Origin of the sequence: Lysobacter sp. ISL-50, assembly GCF_018612875.1 — a bacterium.
GTDB lineage: Bacteria > Pseudomonadota > Gammaproteobacteria > Xanthomonadales > Xanthomonadaceae > Lysobacter.
Map to the genome: position 1 here is coordinate 138,440 of NZ_JAGGRI010000003.1, position 22,654 is coordinate 161,093.

At 58.7% G+C, this 22,654-nt stretch carries 20 protein-coding genes; 12 read left to right on the forward strand and 8 right to left on the reverse strand.

The features are described from left to right. Positions 1-9: 9 nt before the first annotated feature. Positions 10-480 carry a hypothetical protein gene (locus J7J50_RS02195; protein WP_215063140.1) on the forward strand — a complete coding sequence of 157 codons (471 nt, stop codon included), beginning with the start codon at positions 10-12 and terminating at the stop codon, positions 478-480. Positions 481-1,460: 980 nt separating this feature from the next. On the opposite strand, the gene J7J50_RS02200 is transcribed toward J7J50_RS02195, so the two are convergent. The 5 genes from J7J50_RS02200 to J7J50_RS02220 form a co-directional block, all read right to left on the reverse strand. Next, positions 1,461-1,745 (reverse strand): hypothetical protein, encoded by a 285-nt coding sequence (locus tag J7J50_RS02200; protein ID WP_215063138.1) that lies wholly within the window; start codon positions 1,743-1,745, stop codon positions 1,461-1,463. A 272-nt stretch (positions 1,746-2,017) separates the two neighbouring features. Then, positions 2,018-2,521: a DUF3489 domain-containing protein gene (locus tag J7J50_RS02205; RefSeq protein ID WP_215063136.1), complete on the reverse strand. Its 504-nt coding sequence runs from the start codon at positions 2,519-2,521 to the stop codon at positions 2,018-2,020. Between the two features lie 4 nt (positions 2,522-2,525). Further along, entirely contained in the window at positions 2,526-2,756 is a 231-nt protein-coding gene (locus J7J50_RS02210; protein ID WP_215063135.1) for a hypothetical protein, read from the reverse strand. Positions 2,757-2,961: 205 nt separating this feature from the next. Continuing rightward, the gene (locus tag J7J50_RS02215; RefSeq protein ID WP_215063134.1) at positions 2,962-3,252 is read right to left on the reverse strand and encodes a hypothetical protein; all 291 of its coding nucleotides are present in this window, start codon (positions 3,250-3,252) and stop codon (positions 2,962-2,964) included. A 730-nt stretch (positions 3,253-3,982) separates the two neighbouring features. Further along, complete coding sequence (locus J7J50_RS02220; RefSeq protein ID WP_215063133.1) at positions 3,983-4,894, reverse strand: hypothetical protein; 912 nt, start codon at positions 4,892-4,894, stop codon at positions 3,983-3,985. A gap of 500 nt (positions 4,895-5,394) precedes the next feature. Here J7J50_RS02220 and J7J50_RS02225 point away from each other — a divergent pair, with 500 nt between their 5' ends. The 8 genes from J7J50_RS02225 (at position 5,395) to J7J50_RS02260 (ending at position 11,794) form a co-directional block, all read left to right on the forward strand. Next, positions 5,395-6,024: a hypothetical protein gene (locus tag J7J50_RS02225; RefSeq protein ID WP_215063132.1), complete on the forward strand. Its 630-nt coding sequence runs from the start codon at positions 5,395-5,397 to the stop codon at positions 6,022-6,024. Positions 6,025-6,123: 99 nt separating this feature from the next. Further along, positions 6,124-6,399 (forward strand): helix-turn-helix domain-containing protein, encoded by a 276-nt coding sequence (locus tag J7J50_RS02230; protein ID WP_215063131.1) that lies wholly within the window; start codon positions 6,124-6,126, stop codon positions 6,397-6,399. A gap of 1 nt (position 6,400) precedes the next feature. Then, entirely contained in the window at positions 6,401-8,182 is a 1,782-nt protein-coding gene (locus J7J50_RS02235; protein ID WP_215063130.1) for a hypothetical protein, read from the forward strand. 13 nt (positions 8,183-8,195) lie between these two features. After that, positions 8,196-8,468 (forward strand): hypothetical protein, encoded by a 273-nt coding sequence (locus J7J50_RS02240; protein ID WP_215063128.1) that lies wholly within the window; start codon positions 8,196-8,198, stop codon positions 8,466-8,468. 21 nt (positions 8,469-8,489) lie between these two features. Next, positions 8,490-9,416 (forward strand): hypothetical protein, encoded by a 927-nt coding sequence (locus J7J50_RS02245; RefSeq protein WP_215063126.1) that lies wholly within the window; start codon positions 8,490-8,492, stop codon positions 9,414-9,416. Positions 9,417-9,528: 112 nt separating this feature from the next. Continuing rightward, positions 9,529-10,008 (forward strand): DUF2924 domain-containing protein, encoded by a 480-nt coding sequence (locus J7J50_RS02250; protein ID WP_215063124.1) that lies wholly within the window; start codon positions 9,529-9,531, stop codon positions 10,006-10,008. Further along, positions 10,005-11,351 carry a recombinase family protein gene (locus tag J7J50_RS02255; RefSeq protein WP_215063123.1) on the forward strand — a complete coding sequence of 449 codons (1,347 nt, stop codon included), beginning with the start codon at positions 10,005-10,007 and terminating at the stop codon, positions 11,349-11,351. The genes J7J50_RS02250 and J7J50_RS02255 overlap by 4 nt, the downstream gene beginning before the upstream one ends. After that, positions 11,348-11,794: a LacI family transcriptional regulator gene (locus J7J50_RS02260; RefSeq protein ID WP_215063121.1), complete on the forward strand. Its 447-nt coding sequence runs from the start codon at positions 11,348-11,350 to the stop codon at positions 11,792-11,794. Before J7J50_RS02255 ends, J7J50_RS02260 begins: the two co-directional genes overlap by 4 nt. Positions 11,795-11,825: 31 nt before the next feature. Here the strand turns inward: J7J50_RS02260 and J7J50_RS02265 are convergent, their stop codons facing one another. From J7J50_RS02265 to J7J50_RS02275, 3 genes are all read right to left on the reverse strand, one after another. After that, on the reverse strand, positions 11,826-12,464 hold the full coding sequence (locus tag J7J50_RS02265; RefSeq protein ID WP_215063120.1) for a hypothetical protein: 639 nt from the start codon (positions 12,462-12,464) through the stop codon (positions 11,826-11,828). A gap of 703 nt (positions 12,465-13,167) precedes the next feature. Beyond that, on the reverse strand, positions 13,168-14,268 hold the full coding sequence (locus J7J50_RS02270; RefSeq protein WP_215063119.1) for an XRE family transcriptional regulator: 1,101 nt from the start codon (positions 14,266-14,268) through the stop codon (positions 13,168-13,170). Positions 14,269-14,277: 9 nt separating this feature from the next. Continuing rightward, the gene (locus tag J7J50_RS02275) at positions 14,278-14,937 is read right to left on the reverse strand and encodes a hypothetical protein (RefSeq protein ID WP_215063118.1); all 660 of its coding nucleotides are present in this window, start codon (positions 14,935-14,937) and stop codon (positions 14,278-14,280) included. Between the two features lie 757 nt (positions 14,938-15,694). Between J7J50_RS02275 and J7J50_RS02280 the strand changes: the two genes are divergently transcribed. The 3 genes from J7J50_RS02280 (at position 15,695) to J7J50_RS02295 (ending at position 22,643) form a co-directional block, all read left to right on the forward strand. Continuing rightward, complete coding sequence (locus J7J50_RS02280) at positions 15,695-17,587, forward strand: site-specific DNA-methyltransferase (protein ID WP_215063117.1); 1,893 nt, start codon at positions 15,695-15,697, stop codon at positions 17,585-17,587. Beyond that, positions 17,584-20,262 (forward strand): DEAD/DEAH box helicase family protein, encoded by a 2,679-nt coding sequence (locus J7J50_RS02285; RefSeq protein ID WP_215063116.1) that lies wholly within the window; start codon positions 17,584-17,586, stop codon positions 20,260-20,262. Before J7J50_RS02280 ends, J7J50_RS02285 begins: the two co-directional genes overlap by 4 nt. 818 nt (positions 20,263-21,080) lie before the next feature. Continuing rightward, positions 21,081-22,643: a recombinase family protein gene (locus tag J7J50_RS02295; protein ID WP_285222343.1), complete on the forward strand. Its 1,563-nt coding sequence runs from the start codon at positions 21,081-21,083 to the stop codon at positions 22,641-22,643. The last annotated feature ends 11 nt before the right edge of the window (positions 22,644-22,654 follow it).

Here is a 22,654-nt window from a genome sequence, read left to right on the forward strand (position 1 = left end):
AGGTGAGATATGAGATACATAGCCATTCCCAGCCTCATCATGTTGATGACGATCCCCTTCGCCTCTGCCCAGCCGCCCGAATCGAATACAGAGGTAGCGAAATTAGCGGTTCAGTACGCGAGCGCTCAGAACGAATCGCAGCGGCTACTCGCAAGCATAGAAGCGATAGATAGAAAGCTTATATGCAAAGGATGTGAGCTCGAAACAATCAACGCGATCTTTGGCACACGTTTTTCGACGAAGGACTTTTCTAGGCAGGGCGACGACGGCTTGTTCAGCGCCGTTGTGCCACTAAGGCCGCCAGCAGCCGCCGTGCAAAAGGAGAAGGCATCTCCTCTTGTGAGCCCTGAGGCTTCGGAAAAAAACCCACCATCTGCAACCGCAATTACCGGCTGGCGGCTTGGGCTTAAATACGACAACTATGGAAAGGTTAGGCTCTACTACTTAGCGAATGCGACGCTAGCACCTATGGGCTTCTAACGGCTTCCGCGCTTTGAAGCAGATAAAATAGCTGACCTACAAGGCGGAGCAGCTAGCCGGACAAGTAAGTGACTAAGGGCTGGGCTCTGTACTTCACGGGGCTCAGCCTTTTTGTCTGGTTTTGGGGGCATTCTTTTAACGCGGCGGTCACGATTGGAGCACACACTATTACCTTCGTCCCCACAGATGCCGGCCCCCCATAAGCCCCTGGCCTCCTCGAGCGCTTGAGCTGCTTTGCTGACGTCTATGCGATTGAGTCTCGTCAGTTCGTCCTGTAAATCGAGAGCAAGGTCGGCCACGCCGCTCGCCTCGGCATCAGGATTGGCCTCCGAGTAGGCCGTCCTACCGCTCGACACAAGTACAGCCTCGATGAGGCGAAGCGTCTCGCCCCCATGCATCTCAGCCTGACCGGCCAGCGCGCGGCCAAGCATCACCCGCCTCCGAGAAGATCGCCGTGCAACAGGAGCCTCGACAAGCTGCCCCTTCCTCCAGCCGCAGATCCAGCCGATATCGGCGCATACGCGAAGCAGTCGCGCTTCAATTCTTTTCCGCAGCGCGGCCTTCCTTTCGGGCGGTCGAGCCAGTCGCCCTCGACGATTTCGCTTCGCGTTCTTCATATTCTTCTCGCCGCATTGAACCAGGCGAACACGATGCGGCCATAGCGGCTGCACCGCAACAGCGATTTCGTTGCTGTGACGGTGGTGATGGTCGTGACGGTGTATCCCGACCTGCGACTACGAACGAAAAACGAGAACCACGGTCGGCCGACCGACCCGTGATGGTCGTGACGGTTGTGATGGTGTATCCGGACCTGACGCTACGACTCAAAACAGAAGGTCGCCGTCGGCTGGCGATCCGAACTGCTAAACGCGAGCGTAACCCGCCGAGCTATTGCTGGCTGGGTTCAGCCGCCAGCTAATTATGCAAATTTGCATAATGAGAATTGCCGCCACCGGCGAGCTGGCGGCGCAGGCTTCGGGTCAGCGGCCGAGCAGGTAAGCGTTGCGCAAGCTCAGGGCGGCATCGGCCTGCGCGGCCGTCAGGCCGGCGGCGACGAAGCTAGCGTGCAGTTCGGCATCATCCGACGCTTCGTTGTTACTGAGCAGGTCCTCGACGAAGGCGAGCAGGTCGGGCAATAGGTCGGCGAGCAGGAGGTCGGTGCGCGTGGCCGGGTCCGTAGTCGAGACCCCAAGAACGCTTCCGTCTTCTATAGAATCAGGCCAAATGCCGGCCGTGCAGTCGTCCTCCGCATTCGCGGACAGCATGCCGGTGCCTCACCGAGGGCACTTGGGATTGGCTATGGTCGATTGGCTGGCAATCTTGGAAGACGAACCAGAAGCTAACCCAGACAACTGGATAGATGGGATCTATGTCGGCCCAGCGGCGGCGTCAGTGATGCGAGCTCGAGCGCACCATGAGGCAATTAGGGAAGCGCACGCGAGGGCGCTGCGGGATCGCAGCAGAGAGCGCGATGCCGCAGCCGGACCAAATGCTGCAACTGACAGCGAGCCGGGCTAAGCCCGGCTCGCCATGGGGGTCACTCGGTGGCGTTGCCGGCCGGCGCGGCTTCGGTCTGGATGCGGTAGACCCGCTCCTCTTTTCCTTCTTTAGTAGAAGTCAGCGGATAGCCCTTCTTGCGAACGGTGCCGGCGAAGAATCCGCGTACCGAGTGCGCTTGCCAGTGGGTTGCCGCCATCACCTGCGAGATGGTCGCGCCTTCCGGGCGGGTCAGCAGGCCGACGACAAGATCTAGCCGAGGTTGCTTGGTGTTGCTGGACGATGCAGCGTGGCTGGGCGATTCCGCAGCTGACGCTTCCAACTCGACCGATTCCGGTGGCCCGTCGTAGCCCACTGCACGCCAGCCGGCTTCAGTGAGTAGGTGGCCACTCCCATTGGCGACGATGAAGTCGTTAAGTAGCAGGCCGCGCACCACCGAGGCGCGCGCACCACCTTTGAGGTTGTCGGGGAAGCTCTCGATCCGGCCGCCGGATTCGACGGCGAGAAGGATCAAAGCGTGCTGGCTGTCAGTAAGGTCCGTCATGGTCTTAGTCAGCCAGAACTTCGCGGATGACGCGCTGGATGTTCACCTCGCCCTTGGCGATGGCCATGATCATGTCGTCGGGCAGAATCTCGATGGCGTGAATCGCTCGTCGCTCAATCTCGCCATGTATGAGTTCCGGCCAGTTTTTGATCGTATCCAGCCGCTCCAACGCGAGGCGGTTGTTGCGCTTCATGCCGTTGAGGTAGTCCTTCAGTTGCTGCGTTTTATGGTGCATCGCTGGCCTCCGTGGCCGTTGTTGGTGTGGAGTCATGAACGCTTCCTTTCCCAACGAAGCCAAGTGAATTTCGCGGCAAAATACTCTCGCTGTCTATTTCAGACAGCCGGCGGACAGCTAGCGATTTCGGTAACGCGAACACCAGGAAGAGGGAACACCCCAACGCCCTATGGGCGTTGGGGTCTGCGCTCTCCAAAACCCAGCATCAGGACTCGAAAATTTCTCCTACCAGATCCGATGGCTTCGCCCGTAAGGCGAAATCAACGCCATGGGACATGTAGATTGCCTGGATCATGCCTAAGCAATCGTTTGCAAGATTCTTCAACGCGTTCAATTCATCCAGTGTGATCGCTTGCGGTACACCCGTTGCGATCTCCTGAAACTCTTGAAGGCAGTCGGCCATCATCGCTTCGGTGTTACGGAAGATGTGGGTCTTGGCGAGCTCGATCTTCATCTGGTTTTCCCCTAAATGGCAACGTCGTTGCGGTAGGGACATGAACGCTTCCTTTGGCGGCGAATCCAAGTGGATTACGCGAAGAAGAGCGAACGTTATAGGAGGCGGACAGGTGTCGGACAGGTTCGTCGCCGCAAGAGAAACCGGCAAATGTACCGGTTTGTAAAAGCCTTTAGGCACAAGGCCTCCCGCGCGAAAAGCATGAAAAGCTGGCGTATGCCAGATCGGCAAATTTGCCTATCTGCCGCTGAAAGGCTTGCTACACCGAGCGTTTAGCCGAAATAGCCGAGTGACCTTTGCGTGCACGAGGCTTGAGGTCGGCCAAGTGGCCGATCATCCGAGGTCGGCAGCTCCGCAAACTTGCGGAGCTGCGAAAGCGTTGCGCTGCAAGAGATTGCGAGGAAAAAAAGTTGAAAGGTCGCCGAGGGATGGGTGGAGAAGATGCAAACCAATCTCGCGAGTGCAAACCAAAAAAGTGCAAACCTAGTTCGCAATCCTGACGCTAGCGGGGCTTTGCGGCTATGCCCCCCGCTGCACCTAAGCTGAAGGAAGGACCCGCGATTTCTGCCCGAAGGGCGCGACGTGCGCCGCCGCGAGCGCAGCTGGGCGGTGTTGCGCGGCATCAACGAGCCGCGCGTGCACCGCGTGTGGCGGCGACGTTGCGTCGTGGTCTTCAGCAACGCACCGCGATCAGCACGCCGGTCAGTCCACAGCAGCAAGATCGCCTACGCCGCCACGCCTTTGTCATCGCGCAGCGTCCGTAACGGATTCGCTACGGCGCTACGAGCTTGGGGAACAACAACTCCGCCGAGAGGCTACAGATCAACCGCTGATCCTCAACGTGAAACAGCGTCTGATCATCTGCATCCTGTCGTCCGATGAAGAACAACCAGCTTCTTTCCAAGCGTTCGTTCCTCTTCGCCTCGATGCTCTCGGTGCGCGAAACCTCGATATCGGTTTCAAAGGAGGTCCTCGCTCGCTTCGACCATCCGGCCCAGCGTACCCGCACTCGATAGGCTTCAATGACCCGGCCGGTTTTGTCGCGCCTGCCCGCGCTCAACGGCACCTCAAGAAACTCTTCTGTGGAGGCAGGCTTGGCCCAGGCCAACTCGGCGTAGCGCAGGCGCTGCGTGTCGTACCGAATGATGCGTTGGGTTTCCAACATCCTGACGACCTGGGCGTAAGTGACACCGACTAGTCCATCGATCGACAAGGGCTGATCACGGTTGTTTGGGAAGTTCAGATAGGCTCGGCAGATGCGGCGAATGCTGGAAGCGGCCGTCGTATGCCGGCTGCGTCCGGTGGTTCCGCCCGCCCCCTCCCGTCGAACGTGAATCCGATGCCCGGCCTCGACTAGGTCGCCCTCGGGATCGGTCCGGGTCGCGTCATTGCGCAGGTCGAGCCGGTTCGGCATCTTGCCCGGAAACGATCCACGCTCGTCCACTAATCGTTCGGTCTTGGCGCGCTTGATCAGGGCCAGCTCGCCCTCGACGTCGCACCACGCTTCGTGATCCTTGGAGCGTCGGAAGTACGGCCGGACCTTATTCTCAGGTTGATACGAAGCCGGCCAGACCGGAATACGGCAGTCGATGCATTCGTACCGATCCCTATCCACCTTCTCTATCTGCCATAGATCTTCGGCATCCACGTCCTTGCCGGCGACCTTGTCCCAAGCTCTATCCATCCGAACCTCATCGGCCTCCCGTCAATGACGGGATCGTCAACCAAGTGCCGAGGCTATCGCATCGCCTAACCCTGGGCACCCCGGAGGTACGGCGCAGGACACCAAAGGTGATCGAGCGCACAGGTCGCAGAGGCGGCCAGCCTTGCTCGCCCGCCCGCGTGCCGCCGGCATTCTCTTCTCTCGGCGATAGTGCAAGGTCGGCATACATCATCACCACCGTCACGACCGTCACGTTATCCACAGGCGTGATGGTCGTGACAGTCGTGACGCTCTATCCCGACCGGGCGCTCGGCGTTGAAGAAGAGAGTCCGCGCTGCCCGCCGGCCTTCTTCTCTCGCGCCAATAGTTCAGGGTCCGGATACACCGTCACCACCGTCACAACCGTCACAGCGGCCGCCCAAGGTCCTGCCCGGCGCGATATCGAATCATGGTCGTCAAGCACTTGTGCCGGAACACGGCCGTCACCATCGTCATCGGTCCCCTTCTGGCCAGGACCGCCGATGACCGACGCCACCCCTCCCCGTCTAATCACTCAGCCCGTTTTTTTTTGGGACATAAGCGATACCGTGACCTTTGACGAGGCCATTGCGCTCTGGAGTGGCATCCCGGCTCAGGAAGTTGATTCGATTCGCAGTCACCACGAAAGCTTCGAAACCAAGCGCGCGGCGCTTGTCAGTGCCGTACTTGAGAGGCGCTTGGAAGCCGAGGACGTCGGCGTCATCACGCCGTATGGGTCACGACGGCTCTACGACCTACCGTTGGCCGAGCTGATTCGAAGCGGCCGCATCGTGATCAAGAAGCCCCAACTGCTGCGGTGGCTGGAGCAGGTCGGAATCAACGAGCCGCCCACCGACACGGTCGGCGAGTCTGCGACCACGGATGGCACCGAGGCGGGGGAAATGATCAGCCAGACTGCGATTGCCGTGCTGGCCCACCTCGTCGCCGAGCTTGCGCCGAAGACCTACGCTGTCGGTGAGCGGCCGAACGCTGCCCAGATCAGCGTCGCGGTGGAGGCGCGCGCAAAGGTGTGGTTCGGACCTGACGTTCGCGGCTTCGCGTCCTTCCGCAAGAAGGTGGCGAATGCGCTCAAGCGAGTCGAGCGGGAGCTGCCCGATCGAAAATGGCACTGATCGGAAAATGGCATGCCAAAATTTTTCTGGCATTAGCCACGATGCCAAGAGGGCCGCTCGTAGTCTGCCGTCTGTCCCGGCAGACCCCGATGGAGCGCCATGCAGTCCCTCACCACCCGCCGCCAAGCATTAGAGCGGCAAACCGAACTTAGTCTTCTGTTCTGGGCCGCGCCCGACGCGGCGATGCTCGATCGCCGCACCGCGGCGGCCGGCCTGGGCTACACCGTGGCGTGGCTGGAAGCCGTGGCCGCGCGCGGCGCAGGCCCGGCGTACACGCGCATCGGTCGCCGCGTCCGCTACCGTAAGGCCGACGTGCTGGCGTGGCTGGCCCGCCACGGCGAGCGGGTCACCCCGTCCGACGAGGGCGCGCGCTGAGATGTCGCTGCACTCCGACACGGCCGCCAGCGACGTGGTGGCGCACCTGCAACAACAGATCGAGGCGGCCATCGCCCTGGCCGCGGACGACATCGGCGCGGTGCTCGCGCCGTCCGTGGTGACGGCGTGGGCGGAGCTGCGTTCGCTCGACCCCGGCGCCTTCGTTCGCCTGCGCCAGCAGGTCAAGCGCGTCAGCCCCGCCTTCCCGGTGGCCGAGCTGGAGCGGGCGATGCGCCGCGAAGTCTCGGCCGAGGGCGAGCGCGATCCGACCGCACTGGATGCGCTGGTCCAGCTGGCGCGCTCGCGCTGCGACTTGGTTCACGATGCCGACCGCAATGCCGTCGCGATCATTACGATGCCCGATCATCGGCAGGTCTGGCGCGTGCACTCGGCCGGATTCTCGGATTGGCTGCGTGCGCTGTGGTGGGCCGAGAAGCAAGCGGGCCTGCAAGAGACGCTGCTCAAGGCCGCGCTCGCGACCCTGGCCGCCGCCGGCCTGCACGAAGGCGAACAGGTCGAAGTCCACCTTCGCGCTGCACGCGGCGACGATGGGTACTACATCGATCTGTGCGATGCGAAGTGGCGGGTCGTCTACGTTTGCGCGACAGGCTGGGACTTGCTCGACCACGCCCCGATCCTGTTCACGCGCACCTCCGCGATGCGCCCCTTGCCCGAACCCGATCCGAACCACGGCGGACTGTCGGATCTGGCGCGGCTGTGGGAACACGTCAATGTCCGCCCGGAACAGCAGGTCCTGGTGTTGACTTGGCTGCTGGACTGCCTGCGCGCCGACACCCCGTTCCCGGTCTTGGAACTCATCGGCGAGCAGGGCTCGGCGAAATCGACCACGCAGTCCGTGCTGCGCAGCCTGATCGATCCGAACAAGGTGTTGCTGCGCGGCCGGCCGAAGACCGTCGAGGACATCTTCGTCGCCGCCGCGAACAACTGGATGGTCTCCTACGAGAACCTGTCGGGTCTGACGCCCGAGCAGCAGGACACGTTGTGCACGCTCGCGACCGGCGGCGGCTTCGCCGCTCGTCAGTTGTTCACCAATGGCGAGGAGCATGTCCTTGAGACCAAGCGGCCGGCGGTCCTTAACGGGATCGCGGTCGTCGCCACCCGCCCGGACCTAATCGATCGCGTCGTGCACATCGACATGCCGGTGATCGACTCCGCCGCGCGCAAGGACGACGCCCAGGCGAAGGCGGCTTGGGATCGCGACCGCGCGCGCGTGTTCGCCGGATTGCTGGACCTGTTCGGCTTGGTGCTCGAACGCCTTCCCACGATCCGCCTCAAGCACAAGCAGCGCATGGCCGATTTCGAGCGATTGGGCGAGGCGGTGTCGCGGGCGCTGGGTCATCCGGCAGGCCGATTTCAGTCGCAGTACGCCGAACTGGTGCATGCAGGCGTGGACCGCGCGCTCGACGGCAATCCGGTCGCCCAGGCGCTGGACAAGTTCCTGCGCAAGGAAGTCCTGCCCTGGACCGGGACGGCTGGCGCGCTCTACGAGCAGCTCAATCACGTCAGCGGATCAGATCGGTCGGCGTGGCCACGCTCGCCGAAAGGACTGGCGGATCAGTTGCGCCGGGTCGCGCCGGCTTACCGGACCAAAGGCATCGAGATCGAAAACCGCGGCCACACCCGCGACGGCGCGGTCTGGCGCGTGAGCCGCCGCCCGGGCCGCGCCGTTGAAACCGAAATCCCACTGTCGGCGTCGGCCGATGCCACTCGACTGGAACTCGACGCCGCCGAGTCGGCGGCACACCCCACCCTCCACTCCTGAAAGGAGAACCGCTGTGAACCACCCCAATGCTGCGCCATCCGGCGGCGGCACACGATCGACATCGCCCGCCGCCCAAGTCATCGACTTTCATCCTGTCCTACGACGGCCGGCTCCGGAAGCACTGCCCGCGCCGTCGCCTTACGAAACCCTGGCCTACCTCGCCTACGTGTTGCCGGCGCGTATCTACGCCGCCAACCCCTGGCTGCTTGACCCGAAGTATCAGGACTGGATGCAAGACCCTCGGTGCCAAGAGTGGCTTGACAGCCTGAAGTACCCCGAGCACTGATCACCCTATAGGACAAAACGCATGAAACTCAATCCGTTCAACAAGAAGCAGAAGCAAGCCAAGCCTGATGTGCCGTCCGCCGAAATCGTCATGGAGTCGCATTCGGCGGCAACACCGCACTCGTCGCCGACGCGGTCGCCGGCTGACGACCTGGTGGGCCTGGAGAAGCTCGCCGAATGGAAGCAGACCCTTAAGCGCTTGGAAGCCGACTATCGCCGTGGACAAGCTGCGCTCGTGGCCGCCCGTCGTCAGGTCAGCGGGGTCGATCCCTTGCCGGAACCGGATCTGACCTGGCACGTCCGGCGTGAGCTGCTGGTCGCCGCCGGCGATGCCGATACCTTGGCGACGTTCGACCAAGCACATGCCGCCGACCTTGCGGCCGAGCTGACCGCCCGGCAAAACGCATTGCAAGGCGCGGCTGAGGCGCAAGCGAAGGTCAAGGCGCTCACCGAGTACCTGACGGGCATCGCCGGCCAAATGGCCGCCTTGGCGAACGACGCGATGTATCGCGACGAGATGAAGCGACTGTTCAAACCGAGCGCCGAACGCATGCTGGTCGCCGCGCAAGCTTTTGCGCGCGCGCATCGCGAGATGATCGCAATGGAAAGTGCCCTTAAGGGTATTTGCCGCATGCATCAATCTTACGTCGATGGCAGCCGCATCACGCCTTACGACTGCATTCTGATCGAGCGAAAAGGACGAGAAGAATGGTTGTCATCGTTGATTGATGGATTGGATTACGACGACCTTTACGATCTTAATCATGGCTACGACCGCTACGACAATGAAGTCGCACAGCCGATCCACGATCGACTGGAACAATTTGGCCTCGATACCAGTTGGGTGAGCGTCTTTCACCCTGGGAGTGAAGCGAATCCGCGACAGATTTACGCAGTCGATCCGAACCCGCCGAAGAGCAAACAACAGTACGTCATTCCCGTCTATTGAACGGGAGCACACCGCAGGCCCGGCCTGCGGTGTGTTTTTTCTTTGAAGAAGTTGGTTGGCTTCCGGGCCGACCCGAGCGTACATGTCAACCCGTCCACGCCGGTCCAACCGCATGACCAAGATTGAAACAACTTTCGCGCCCACCGCATCGCTGCTGGCGCAACTCGCTCGCCTGCCCGAGATGTCCTGGGCCGAACTCAAGGCCGAGCATCAGCGGCTCTTTCACGCCGAACCCGCAGTTAAGCATCGCCGATTTGTCGAGCGCCGCATCGCGACTCGCCTGCAAGAAATCGAATATCGCCATCACGACCGCGCTCGCCTTGAACGTAATCAGCGCCGTATTAGCGCACTGATCGAAACCGGCAACGTGCCGCCGCGTGCCCGCAACACTGCGCCGATGCCGGGCACCGTGCTGTCGCGCGAGCACAACGGCGAGATCCATCGCGTCACAGTCGCGCAAGACGGCGGCGTCGAGTACCGAGGTCAGCGCTACGCCAGCCTGTCGGCCGTCGCCCGCGCTATCACCGGCACCCGCTGGTCCGGGCCGGCGTTCTTCGGCTTACGCGCGGCCACCAAAAAGGAAAACAAATGAAGAACATGCCGACCACGGCGCGCCGCCTGCGCTGCGCCGTCTACGCCCGAAAATCCACCGATGAAGGCATGGAGCGCGAATACAACTCAATCGATGCCCAGCGCGACGGCGGCGCGAACTACATCGCCACTCGTCGCAGCGAAGGCTGGATTCCGGTGGCCGACGATTACGATGATGCCGGCTACTCCGGGCGTGATCTGAAGCGGCCGGCGCTGCAACGGCTGCTGGCCGACATCCGCGAGGGCTGCATCGATGTCGTGATCGTCTACAAGATCGACCGGCTTACGCGCGCGATGCGCGACTTTCCCGTTCTCATTGATCTGTTCGACAAGCATAAGGTCACGTTGGTCTCGATTACCGAGAACTTCAACACCAAGGATGCGGTTGGCCGCATGACCTTGAACATGATGCTGACCTTCGGCCAGTTCGAGCGCGAAATCGCCGCTGACCGTGTTCGCGACAAGATGGTGGCCAGCAAGAAGAAGGGGTTGTGGATGCACGGCGTTCCGCCCTTGGGCTACGACCTGAAGGACCGGAGGTTGGCCATTAACCAGAGCGAGGCCAAGACGGTGCGCTTCATCTTTGAGCACTTCGCCGAGCACGGCTCCGCCATCGGCTTGCTGCGCGAGCTGCGAGTCCGGGGCGCGACATCGAAGGTCTGGACAACGCAGGCAGGCCGCCAGATCACGGGCAAGCCCATCGACAAATCACTCCTTTATAAGGTGCTGGCGAACCGTACCTACCTTGGTGAGCTGCGGCACCACGACCAGTGGTTCCCCGGCGCACACTCCGCCATCGTGACCGCCGAGCTGTGGGACCGGGTGCAGGCGCGCCTCGTCGTGCCCACGTCGCCGCGCGAGCGGGTTGAAGCCGGCAAGGTCGCCTTTCCCCTGCGCGGCCTGTTGGTCGCCGCCGACGGCCGCGCGTTGACGCCGTGGCACACCACCAAGAAGAACGGCCGGACCTACCGCTACTACCTGAGCACCCGCGCGCTGCACGAGGGCGCTAAGGGTCAGGATGCGCTCCGTTTTCCGGCGGCCGAACTGGAGGCCGCCGTCGTACAGCAACTGCGCCATGTCCTGAAGATGCCGGCGTTGCTGGCGGACCTGATCAAGACAGAAGTTGCTCGTAACCCGCGACTGGACGAAGCGCAGGTCACCGTGGCGATGGCGCAGGTCGAGAAGCTTTGGGGTCTGCTGGTGCCGGCGGAACAAAGCCGGTTGCTGCATCGACTGGTCGAGAAGGTCGTCGTCAGCGCCGACGCTCTGGAACTCCGGTTGCGGGCGGCCGGTGTCCGGGCCACGGCGGATGAGATCCACGCGCCGACTGAGTTCGCAGCATGAGCCGGCCGAACTTGGAGATCGTCGGAGAAGCCGAGAAGCGCGAGGTCAGCGACGGCAGCGTTTCCCTCGTCGTGCCGATTCGGTTGACGCGACGGTGTGGTCGCCGGTTGGTGCAGATGCAGAATGCGCCGGAAGCCAACCGGCGTTGGGACAAGCAAAAGACGGCACTGCAAGTCGCCCTAAAGCGAGCGTATCTGTGGCTGGCATTGCTGGAGCAGGGCGAGGTTGCCAGCCTGAGTGATATCGCACGCAAGGAGAAAACGGACGTCAGCTACATCGCTCGCGTGCTGAACCTCACCGCTTTAGCCCCGGAGATAATCGAGGCGATTCTCGACGACGCACTGCCTGATGCAGCTAACTTGAATAGTCTGGCCATCAATCCTCCCACCTTTTGGACACACCAAGTGGTCCGCCTTCAACGAGAGAGTTTCATCTACGATTAGTGCGGCCGCCTTGGATATCGCCCTTGACGTGCTACGCACGCGGCGCAGGCAGTCCAAAGCTTTTTTCTTGAAGCCATTTTGCGGCAATGGCAGCATATTCATTGAATAGCAGCTCACCCTCATCGAGTCGTAAACGCTGGCAGAGTTCTGGCAAAGCCACTTTGAACTCTCCGTAGCGTCCTTGAATGTGTGCAGCACTCGGAATTGTAGTTCGATCGGTAGCGTTACTAAGCCAATTTCGTACTTGTGCGATCAGCCCATCAGGGGTGCCCGCGTGTGACTGGATATCTTGGCCGGCAATGTCTGAGAGAAATTGCTGATAGCGAAATCGCTCGCGATCCAGAATCAAAGTTATCTTCTTTCTCTGGTTACCTGAACCAAAATATCGCGCGCCAAGAAACATGCCGAGCTCGAATGGCATGTTGAATCGAGGCAGCGCATTCATATCACCCAATTCAGTTCTTGAAATATCATGAATTCCGAACTTGCATGCCTCGATGATGCGACGGATCTTGTCGATCCGTATATCGCCACCATCTGCGGCCTCTAATGCGCATCGGGGTTGATAGCCGCAATCAAAAATTGCAAACACCGCTGCGTGGAACATGGGCAGATAGTCTGCGTCGAAAGGACAATTTATGAAAATGCTCGATGCATATGTCGCTTTCATCGGCTGCGCTTCACTTCTTCCGCTTACGATCTGAAAGAACCGAGGACACAACCTTCTCCACACTGGAGGCTCGCAACGAGCCGAAGCTAATCGGCATGAGTATCGTTCGCTCCATCTTTCCGCTCAATGCACGCCGAGTTCCGACATGCTGCTCCAGCACCCGCCCGGAACTAGACTTACTTTTGGTCGCGTCAGCTTTATTCCCCAGCCTCACCGCCTTCCCGGCTGGCGACGTTTTAGCCACGCGCTTGGTCTTCTTTGTCGCCATCACCACTAAACTCTCGCTGAATAATTACGCTATCCGAAGGAGGCGTAGAAATGGCGGGGTCGTGCCGCGACCCCGCCGAGACCCGTTACTTCTTTGTTCTTTGAGAGAGCGCGCTACCTGCTGCGGACTTTGAGGCTGCTGACGTACGCCCATCTCGCAACACCTTTGATGCAGCTGACGCAGCCGTACGCGATGTCGATTCCTTGGGGCTATGTGCTTGAGTCAGTGCGCTCGCGGCTGCGGCTTTGGATGCCTTACCAGTGCTGGAAGAGCTCAGCACCTTTCCAGCGGCGGTTGCGGCCTTCGATCCAGTCGTCTTATTTGCCATTGCTTTCACCTTGCAGTTAGAAGGGAGATGCGGCCAAGTGATCACACGAGATCGCATCGATCGGTTTAAACCAAGCATCCTTCGACATCGCTATAGCTACAGCGTTGTTACTTAACAAGCGTAAGGTGTCCCGTCCTCTTGGCCGTCTTTAGTGGCATGGCATTGTCGGCCCCGAGCGTTACCGGCACCAATCCAAAAATCAGCTTATAAATTTCCTCTGCCGGCACCTTGAGATCAGACGCTAGAGTTTGGACCCCTTCTCCTTTTGACTTGAGAGAATCAAATACTTTTCGTAACACTAACGAGGTCTCTCTATCCGCACCGTCTTGTTCCCGTGTTCGAAAGCCCTTGCTGCTCAGCTCGATACACAAAGAACGATACAGCCAATCGCTTATGGCGCCTACACGATGCGCTCGATAGACAAATGCCATCGCAGAAACGTTCCAACGTTTCTTCATAGCCATCACATCACTAGCAGACTTGCATCCCCAGGCCCTCGCCAACACTTCGGATTTAGGCATTAAGAAAGCGGACGCGAAAGCATTTGCCTCACTCTCGGCATCCTTCCCCTTTGGATCAGCGTGACGATGTAAAACGAGATGGCCGAGCTCGTGAGCCGCGTCAAACCGGCTTGATTCTGCCGACTTGACAGTATTCAGGAAAACAAACGGGGTCGCTCCGGATTTCCAAGAAGAGAATGCATTGACTTCGCGCGTATCCTCTACAAGAGAAAAGACGCGAACCCCCTTCGATTCAAGCAAATGCACCAAATTCTTGATTGGTGAAAACCCAAGCTCCCAAACCTGCCTTAATGTCTCCGCAGCAGCTTCGGGTGCATGCTCAGATAGATCCGGAACATCCACCGCCGGCGTGTGAAAACGTTGAGCAATCCAATCAGAGAGATGAAATGCTATGCCCCCAGCAGCCAACGCAGAATCACGTTGTCCAGCTGTCATACGAGAAAATGATCTGAAACTTGCATTGCTCGACGTAGGCAGCTCCATGTCTGGTTGAAGAAAAAATGAAACAGGGAAGCTGAGAGCATCAGCGAGCAGGCTGAGGCTCTCTTCTGATGGCGCCAGTGTGCCGAGTTCGAAGTTCACGATGCTTTTCTGGCTTAGTCCCACCAGATCAGCAAGCGCTTTTTTGGTGATTTTTCTTCGTTGTCGTGCCACCAGCAATTGGGAAGGGTTAAATTTCTCGTTCATTGCTCACTGCTACATCTTTGGGACGACTTCAATATCGATGTCAGGGGCATCATCGTCGCCCGTATCATCGGCATTCAGGCGTAGGCTAAGTGCGGGAAAAATCATGCGCGCGGACCAATCAACTACCTTGTTAGCGTCCGACATCTCTGAAGGTTTCGATAGCTCAAAACGCACTTCTTGATTGTCGAGATCGATGTGGTACAGAAATATCCACAACGCAAACCCATCAGTGACTGCTGCAGCATTACGATCGGCTTGAGTGACGACTTCAAACAACCTTCCTTGCCGTGAATTGAAAGCAACGCTATTTGATGTCTGAGCGCCCTTGTCGTTGCGTGTCTGGGGGTTATGAAATGGATCTCCCGTGTACGCATCACCACTACTCACGGTGATGGCCATCTTGCGAGAGCGATTAGCGACCCTCGGCTGTCCTGACGGGTCATCCGGCAACCATCCCAAGGGGATGAAAAGCTCTCTCATTGCACGAGTACCTTGTGCCCATGCGTTCGTGCCAGAGAAGCCCTTTGGATGGAGAGCCGTTACCGCGTTAAATCCAGAGTAGATTTGCTTCACGACGTCATTGACGTCTTGAGCGGAAATGCCGAATTCGGAGTTGAGGACGTCATAGGCTTCCTCTCCAAGAAAAACCGATTGTTGATCCTGCTGCATGAGCTCTCTCAGATACGGTGGGGACGGACTGCGCAAGAACGAGGTTCCATTTTTTATACATCATTTGATGTAGAAAAAAAAGAACCTCCCGCATCTATTCACAACGTCAATTGAAAGATGAAATTCAATAGCCAGTCCGCACTGAGTCCTATTGACCCGTAGGCGCATGTCAATGGGCGTTGGACGGAATCGAAACAGGCGCGCCAAACTCCCAGCCTCAACCTTTTCTACGCCTCGTCGCAGCGCCGAAAAAGGCCTTTTATCCGGCGCTTTTGGTGTTTTCCATTGGTCGGTGAATTATCCACAGAGAGGCAATCTGGCATTTTTTTCGCCTCTCTCCAGGCCTTTTTCTCCAGGCCTTTGGTCGGCCGACCATTGCTCAGTCTTTAAATTCAGTCACTTACAAAAGCTGGTTTTTTAGGCTTCCGATTGAAATGCGCATCGCAACTTCCGACTATTGCCTTGCGCCGCACCTCCAGAGGAGCCCCGCAAAAAGTGCATGGCCCAAACAAGAATCAGTGTCGTAGTTCGACGCTCTTAGACCTGATCGTCACGGCTATCCGGTTCAGTAGTTGTCAGGGCTAGAGCTGGAACAACTCACGTTCAAGCGTCGTCTATAGATCCAAACCGTTTATGGAGAATGCCTTTGGCGCCCTTAAAGGCCTAGTCATGGATCGCCGTTCTGGGGCTATGTGACAATCGGGGTTTTCCATGGCCGTCCCTTTTCTGGCTGCCCAGTACGCCACACATCAAACTCATGACCCAATCTGACAAGCCTACCGACCTTCTTGCTCGCCTTGGCCAACTAAATGCCCCTGAGCTTCGTCGCTTGCTCGTCGAACACCTCACCAAGCGCAAGCTCGGCCTGACTTGGGAGCGAAACGCAATCGAGCACGACGAGGCATTGAATGCCGATATCGTATTGCCTCGACTCGTGCCAGAGCTGAGTCATAAGCCGACGAGTGCGGGTGTTAAGTTCGTGCACCGTAACTTGATTATCGAAGGCGACAACTTCGACGCGCTGCGCCTACTCAAGGCGACCCATGCTGGGCGAATCCGGGTGATCTACATCGATCCGCCCTATAACACCGGGAACAAAGACTGGGTCTACAACGATGACTATGTCGGGAAGAGTGATCGTTACCGACATTCCGTGTGGCTGGAATTTCTTTACCAGCGCCTGATGCTGGCTCGGGACCTGCTGACGCAGGACGGCGTGATCCTGGTGTCGATCAATGACGAGAACCGGGCGCGCCTGGAAATGTTGATGGATGAGGTATTCCCAGGCAGACGTGTAGGTAGCCTGGTCTGGCGCACCCGAGATACGACGAGCGCCAAGGACCGGAATTTCAGTGACGTGCACGAACACATTCTCGTCTACGGCAATGAAGAGTTTGCCTTCAACGGGACGGAGAAGACCCAGAAAAAGTACAAAAATCCTGACAAGGATCCGCGTGGCCCCTGGAACGGCGACCCTCTCACCCTTGCTTTCGATCGGCTGGATAGAGAGAACCTGTACTACCCTCTGCACGATCCCAAGCGCGATCGCTGGTATCCATGCGATGAAAACCGGGTTTGGGCTTACGCAACTGAAGCTCGCGTCGAGGACACAACCAAGCTCCAATCCGAGACAATGGAAGAGTGGGTTCGCCAGGAAAAGATTCTCTTCCCGGAAAAGGAAGAAACTAGGATTTGGAACTCGAAGGAAGAACTGCTTGCTGCGATCGATGCTGGCGATGTGCCTGTGACTCCGAAGAGGAGACGGCCGCTCTTGACTCGAGAAACTCCGAATCTTGATTTCTGGGTTGGGAAAGTCGTGGGCTTTGGGCGCCCGCTTTTTAAGAAGCATTGGAGCGACCTGCGCAGCCACACCAATCCGCTTGGGTCATGGATCGCGCGTTTGACGGAAATCTTCGATGACGAAGACTTTTCGGTTTTGCGATCGCCCCAAGCAGGCGAAGGTACCGAGGTAATCCAGGAGGTGTTCGGATCGAAGGCATTCCAATACCCGAAGCCCCCGACACTGATCCGGAACCTCCTTGCCCAGACCACCAAACCTGGGGACATCGTCCTGGATTTCTTCGCCGGGTCCGGCACCACTGGGCAGGCCGTACTTGAACTGAACGCTGACGACGACGGCGAGCGTCGATACATCATGTGCTCCAGTACCGAAGCGACAGCACGGGAACCGAACAAGAACATCTGCCGAGACATCACTGCGGAGCGCATGAGACGCATCAGCCAAGGTTTCGCCGGCAAGTCTGGTTATGCAGTGGATCAGGGAGGCGAGTTCGCCTACCTACAGCTTGATAAGTTTGCTCCCGCAGACTTGCCTTTCGAGGCAGCGGCAGTGAACGCGATGGCGCATCTAAGCCTGCGCCTTACGCATGCGGTATGGGAGCAACGTGCCGGCCTTGTTCAGCACATCGCGAGGGCGGGTGACCACGACATCCTGATCTGTCTTGAGGTTAATGCACGGGTGGTGGAGGAACTGGTGGCATGGCCACAAGCGAATGGCGTGCAGCGCCTCGGTGTGTACTGCGACCGCCCGGTGGCTCTGCAGGAGGCATTGGAAGCTCGCGGAATCGATGCGAATTGCCACAGTCTGGCTGAAGCCTTGCTGGGCGGCCAGGCCAGGGGGCGCGCATGAACATGGATTTCGTGGTCGCACAGTCTGACAGCCTTGAGCCTATTGGCTTCCAGAAAGACATCATCAGTAACCTTGCCTTAGCACTCTTAAGTCGACCCTCGCCGCCCATTCTGCTGCGATCGCCTACTGGATCGGGTAAGACCTTCATGCTGGTGCGCTCGCTTTCGAAGGTGTCGGCGGAACAGGACACAGTATGGCTATGGTTTGTGCCGTATGTGAATCTCGTCCAGACCGAGGACGCCATCTTGGCCAATTCGGATGGGCAGTTGTTCCCAGTGATGCTCTCGCGTGGACGCAATCAGGAGCCGACGAGGGGCATGGTATTGCTGTCGACGGCCGCGGGCGTAGCCAGCGCCAAGGATCGTAAGACGGGCTATTCCAGTGGATCAGACGACGACCAGCGCGCACTGAATGAGTTCGTTGAGCTGGCACGTGCCAGAAAGCTAAAAATCGGTCTTGTCGTAGACGAAGCCCATATTGGCCTCAAGACCGGAACAGAGTTCGGAGCTTTCGCTCTGTGGGTTAAGCCGGATTACATGGTCATGGCCTCGGCCACGCCCAAGGATGCGGTGCTCGATCAGTTCCTGGCACAAGCCGGGAAACAAGCTCGCACGTCTTTCGTGGTGAGCCGGGCCCAAGCTGTCGAAGCTCGCTTGAACAAGAAGTATATCGAAGCGGTTAAGTATGACTTGCAGCGAACAATTTCCACGGTAGCCGATCTCAAGCGCACCGTGCTGCGTCAGGCCTGGAAGAAACATTTGTGGCTCAAGAAGACGCTCAAAGCCGCCGAAATCGATCTGACCCCATTGCTCCTGGTGCAAGTTGCCAACGGCGATAACACCGTCGAGGAGGCGCGCGATGATCTGATTCGCTTATGCCGTGTGTCCGCTGGTGCCATTGGTGTCCACTCGGCCGACGAGCCAGACCCCGTGCTGATGGCGGCCATCGCCAACGACCACAGCAAGGAAGTACTGATCTTCAAACAGTCGGCGGGAACGGGCTTCGACGCGCCCCGAGCGTTTGTCCTGGCATCGACGAAGCTGGTCAATGATGCTGATTTCGCCATGCAGTTCATCGGACGCGTCATGCGGGTGGCTTCCCAAGTGCGGGATGCCTTCCCCAAGCCGAGGGAAATCCCAGATGCGCTGGACACGGCGTTCATTTACTTGGCCGATGGCGAAGCCCAAGCAGGCTTCCAATCGGCGGTGAACACCGTGGGCTCGGTCAAGAGCCAGTTGGAAGGCCAGACCGAACAGATGACGGTTAAACACACGAAAAGCGGCGCGACGGTCATAACCAACAAGATCTCTCCGCAACTGCCGGCCTTCTACGACAAGACAAAGCCCACGCCAGTCGTACCCATCGAAGATCCGGACGATGAAGAGTCGGACCTGCCGAGCATTGGCACCAAGCAGCCTAGCTTGTTCGGCAGGGATGCCATGACGGATGCAAGCACGACGATCATGGGGACAGACTGGGTGGTGGAAACGACACCCAAACTGGCTGGCGTGCCTGCCGACGAGCGTGAAGTTCTAGGCAGGCTGAGGGATCAGGGACTCAAGGCCTACCGGCTCAACCTTAAGCTGCCAGGCGTGCCCGCAATGTTCCAGCAGGAGAGCCGGCCGGCCATGTCCGATATGGCCAAAGTGTCGGTGCACGTGGCCACCCACCTGCCGCTGACCGAAGACAAGGTCGCGTTTGCCGTGCGGGCAGCCTACAACCTGCTGCGCGACAAGGAGATCCACACTGAGTTGACCAAAGATGAGGACAACATCCGCACGGAAGAAGTCACGGTGATCACTGACCGTACTTCCTTAGCCCGGGATGCCGCGACCCACCTAAAGAAGATTCCTCAGGTGGAGGAATCCGACGTTCGGATCATTATCGGTACGCTGGCTGCGCGATTAAAAGAGGATGTAGCGGTACCGCCCTCTGATGCCACCTCGTCCGTGCTGGACGACAAGCAGTTAAATCGCCTCGCGCGTGATGCGGCGTGCTGGGTGGTCCGTCGGGATGCTCAGCGGATTGGTGAGATGGTCCAAGACGCAATCGCCGAGTTTGCGACGGTGGGTGATGCTTCCCCTCTCCCACATTTCTTGCTGTACCCCTTGAGCAAGGCGCTCGACCAAGCTCAGAAGAACCTCTACGGCATCGTCCCGCCGCTCGATAGCACAATAGCTAGCAACCGCGATAGCTTGGACATCGAAGGCCAGACGACAATGTTCAAGGAGACCCTGGCCCATGCCGGTGGCACAATCTCGGTATTCGGTATAGACGGATCAGCGGGTGTGAACCACGAGGAGCGCGAGTTCATCCAGTCGATGGAGCGAGATGACCATGTAGTGTGGTGGCACCGCAATCCATCACGTAAGCCTTGGTCTGTGCGGATTGTGCGAAGCGAGCATAGGAACTACTTTTATCCTGATTTCGTCGTCTGTCTGGAGTTCCCGCAAGGGGTAGATCCTGAAATCCGCATGGTGGAGACCAAGGAGAGCACGAAGGACGCCAGTCGCAAAGCACAACGCACACCAAAGATATACGGCAAAGTGCTGTTTGTAACTCGAGACGATACCCGCTTGCGCATCGTCAACGATGACGGAAGTTTGGGTGGTGAATTCGATTGGGTCGATCTCGCCCCGGCTTGGCAATGGATGGCCGCAAACCGGAATAGCTAGGTGTGTTTAAGGGGCAGCACGAGCGCTATGGGCAGCGAGCAAAGCCGACCAGCGGGCGCTAAATACTCTAAATGTCTCAGAACAACAGCAGTAGTTTCAAAATACCAACAAGATCAGATTTATGGTTACGCCGCCTTCGGCTCGTAAGCGTGAAAACGAACGACCTTCTCGCCAATCCAGCCGAAGCCGCTTCGCGGCTCGGTTCGCGCGATATGACCGATCTTCATCGGGGCAAGCTTTGATTCCACTGGAATGGCCGGTACGAAGCGATTAGTGGTACGTCCCTAAATCCAGCATCTCCAGCCAGACTTAGCTGGTATTTTATTGCCAACGGCACAGGTGCGATGACAAGGGAAGGCGTGAATCGGATTCGGGAACTACGTGAAGCGCGGCGGCTGTCGCTTGAAGAACTTGCCGACTTAGTCGGCACGAGCAACCAGCAAATAAGCCATCTCGAGAATGGACGTCGTCGCTTGACGGTGGACTGGCTACAACGCATTGGAGGGGCGCTAGGGTGCCATCCATGGGCGCTGGTCTGCCTCAAGGAAAGCGAGAACGATGCGGCTGCGCCCCAAGAGATCTTACTGTTGACGGCCTATCGCGCTTTGTCGGCTGAACAGCAAGCCGGCCTTCTCGCTCTCGTGGCCCCATTCAGCCTCCAAAAATAGTGGCTTCATTGGGGGCGAGATAGAGCCCCTACAGGCGGCTGGCCTGCTGTGCCGCAGATATGCGCTCAGAGTTAACCCATCAAAATGTTTGACATTTTCCAACATTTTATGTAAGCCTGCTCGCCTGTTTAGTCCGCGAAGCCCCCTCCTATGAACGGGCAGCGACATAGTTTTGCCGGGCCTCCCAGCGCGCGTCCCGTGGCGCTCTATGTGCGTATGTCCACCGATCATCAGCGTTACTCCACAGAAAACCAGCGTGATGCCCTGGTTCGCTACGCCGAGCAGCACGGCATGGCAGTCGTGCGTACATACGCCGACGAGGGAAAGAGCGGCCTGAGCTTAGAAGGGCGCCGATCGCTGCAATCGCTTTTGCATGATGTGCAAAATGGGAGCCCAGGATTCAATGCCATCCTCGTTTACGACGTCACACGTTGGGGGCGCTTTCAAGACGCCGATGAAAGCGCCTACTACGAGTACCTATGCCGCCGCTCTGGCATAGAGGTGGTGTACTGCGCGGAGCCCTTTGAGAACGACGGCAGCCCCATGGCTGTCATTATCAAGAGCGTGAAGCGCGCGATGGCCGCAGAATACAGCCGCGAACTGTCCGTAAAAGTCTTCGCGGGGCAGTGTCGCCTCATTGAGCTGGGCTTTCGGCAAGGTGGCACCGCAGGCTTCGGCTTGCGTCGGATGCTGGTTGATGAGCACCGGCAACCGAAGGGTGAACTTGGCCCCGGAGAGCGAAAGAGCCTGCAGCTTGATCGAGTGGTTTTGACCCCGGGCCCGGCCGAAGAAGTGGCCGTAGTTCAGCAAATATTTGAGTGGTTTACCGATGCGCGGCGGTCAGAACAAGAGATCGCCGATACCCTAAATGAACTGGCCATTCGGCCCGACCCCGATCGAGTTTGGACGCGCGGAAGCGTGCATCAAATCCTGATCAACGAAAAATACATCGGCCATAACGTCTACAACCGAACGTCTTACAAGCTCAAAGTCAAACGGGTGACCAATCCTTCCGAGATGTGGGTGCGATCGGATCGAGCTTTTCAAGCCGTCGTTAGTGCAGAGCTTTTTACTCATGCAAAGCAGATCATTCTTGAACGGTCCCGACCGGTCGACGACGCAGCCATGCTTTCACAGTTGCGCGATCTCTACGCGCGAGTAGGCATGCTCTCGGGCCTGCTCATCGACGAGCAAGTGGGGATGCCGTCCAGCAGTACGTACCGTCAGCGGTTTGGTGGGCTGTTACGCGCCTATACGCTGGTTGGCTTTCTGCCGCAACGCGACTACGAATACTTGGCCGTCAACCAAGCGCTCCGCTCTGCTCGACCCGACGTCATGGCTTCCGTCTTAAGCGGACTGGCCGAAGCCGGAGGATCGGCTCGCCAAGATGAGCAAACCGCCTTGCTGACTGTCAATGAAGAGTTCACGGTATCCATTGTACTTGCCCGCTGCCTTCGAACACCTGCCGGTGCATTTCGATGGCGAGTACGTTTCGACACCAGTCTGCGTCCGGACATAACTGTCGTGGTGCGAATGACGAGTGACTCGATGCAGGTACTGGACTATTACCTGTTTCCACGAATTGACGCCCCGCCTGAGGCGGTAAGAGTAGCTGAGGAGGGGAATGCTACCTGCCTTGATACATATCGATTCGAATCGTTGGATAACTTGTATGCGATGGCGGCACGTTCGTCGTTTGCAGTAGCAGCCTAGCGGAGCATCCC

Bases quoted from the DNA above. Each gene is read 5' to 3' on its own strand.
- J7J50_RS02195 (WP_215063140.1), top strand. From the start codon at position 10: ATGAGATACATAGCCATTCCCAGCCTCATCATGTTGATGACGATCCCC.
- J7J50_RS02200 (WP_215063138.1), bottom strand. From the start codon at position 1,745: ATGCTGTCCGCGAATGCGGAGGACGACTGCACGGCCGGCATTTGGCCT.
- J7J50_RS02205 (WP_215063136.1), bottom strand. From the start codon at position 2,521: ATGACGGACCTTACTGACAGCCAGCACGCTTTGATCCTTCTCGCCGTC.
- J7J50_RS02210 (WP_215063135.1), bottom strand. From the start codon at position 2,756: ATGCACCATAAAACGCAGCAACTGAAGGACTACCTCAACGGCATGAAG.
- J7J50_RS02215 (WP_215063134.1), bottom strand. From the start codon at position 3,252: ATGTCCCTACCGCAACGACGTTGCCATTTAGGGGAAAACCAGATGAAG.
- J7J50_RS02220 (WP_215063133.1), bottom strand. From the start codon at position 4,894: ATGGATAGAGCTTGGGACAAGGTCGCCGGCAAGGACGTGGATGCCGAA.
- J7J50_RS02225 (WP_215063132.1), top strand. From the start codon at position 5,395: ATGACCGACGCCACCCCTCCCCGTCTAATCACTCAGCCCGTTTTTTTT.
- J7J50_RS02230 (WP_215063131.1), top strand. From the start codon at position 6,124: ATGCAGTCCCTCACCACCCGCCGCCAAGCATTAGAGCGGCAAACCGAA.
- J7J50_RS02235 (WP_215063130.1), top strand. From the start codon at position 6,401: ATGTCGCTGCACTCCGACACGGCCGCCAGCGACGTGGTGGCGCACCTG.
- J7J50_RS02245 (WP_215063126.1), top strand. From the start codon at position 8,490: ATGAAACTCAATCCGTTCAACAAGAAGCAGAAGCAAGCCAAGCCTGAT.
- J7J50_RS02250 (WP_215063124.1), top strand. From the start codon at position 9,529: ATGACCAAGATTGAAACAACTTTCGCGCCCACCGCATCGCTGCTGGCG.
- J7J50_RS02255 (WP_215063123.1), top strand. From the start codon at position 10,005: ATGAAGAACATGCCGACCACGGCGCGCCGCCTGCGCTGCGCCGTCTAC.
- J7J50_RS02260 (WP_215063121.1), top strand. From the start codon at position 11,348: ATGAGCCGGCCGAACTTGGAGATCGTCGGAGAAGCCGAGAAGCGCGAG.
- J7J50_RS02265 (WP_215063120.1), bottom strand. From the start codon at position 12,464: ATGAAAGCGACATATGCATCGAGCATTTTCATAAATTGTCCTTTCGAC.
- J7J50_RS02270 (WP_215063119.1), bottom strand. From the start codon at position 14,268: ATGAACGAGAAATTTAACCCTTCCCAATTGCTGGTGGCACGACAACGA.
- J7J50_RS02275 (WP_215063118.1), bottom strand. From the start codon at position 14,937: ATGCAGCAGGATCAACAATCGGTTTTTCTTGGAGAGGAAGCCTATGAC.
- J7J50_RS02280 (WP_215063117.1), top strand. From the start codon at position 15,695: ATGACCCAATCTGACAAGCCTACCGACCTTCTTGCTCGCCTTGGCCAA.
- J7J50_RS02285 (WP_215063116.1), top strand. From the start codon at position 17,584: ATGAACATGGATTTCGTGGTCGCACAGTCTGACAGCCTTGAGCCTATT.
- J7J50_RS02295 (WP_285222343.1), top strand. From the start codon at position 21,081: ATGAACGGGCAGCGACATAGTTTTGCCGGGCCTCCCAGCGCGCGTCCC.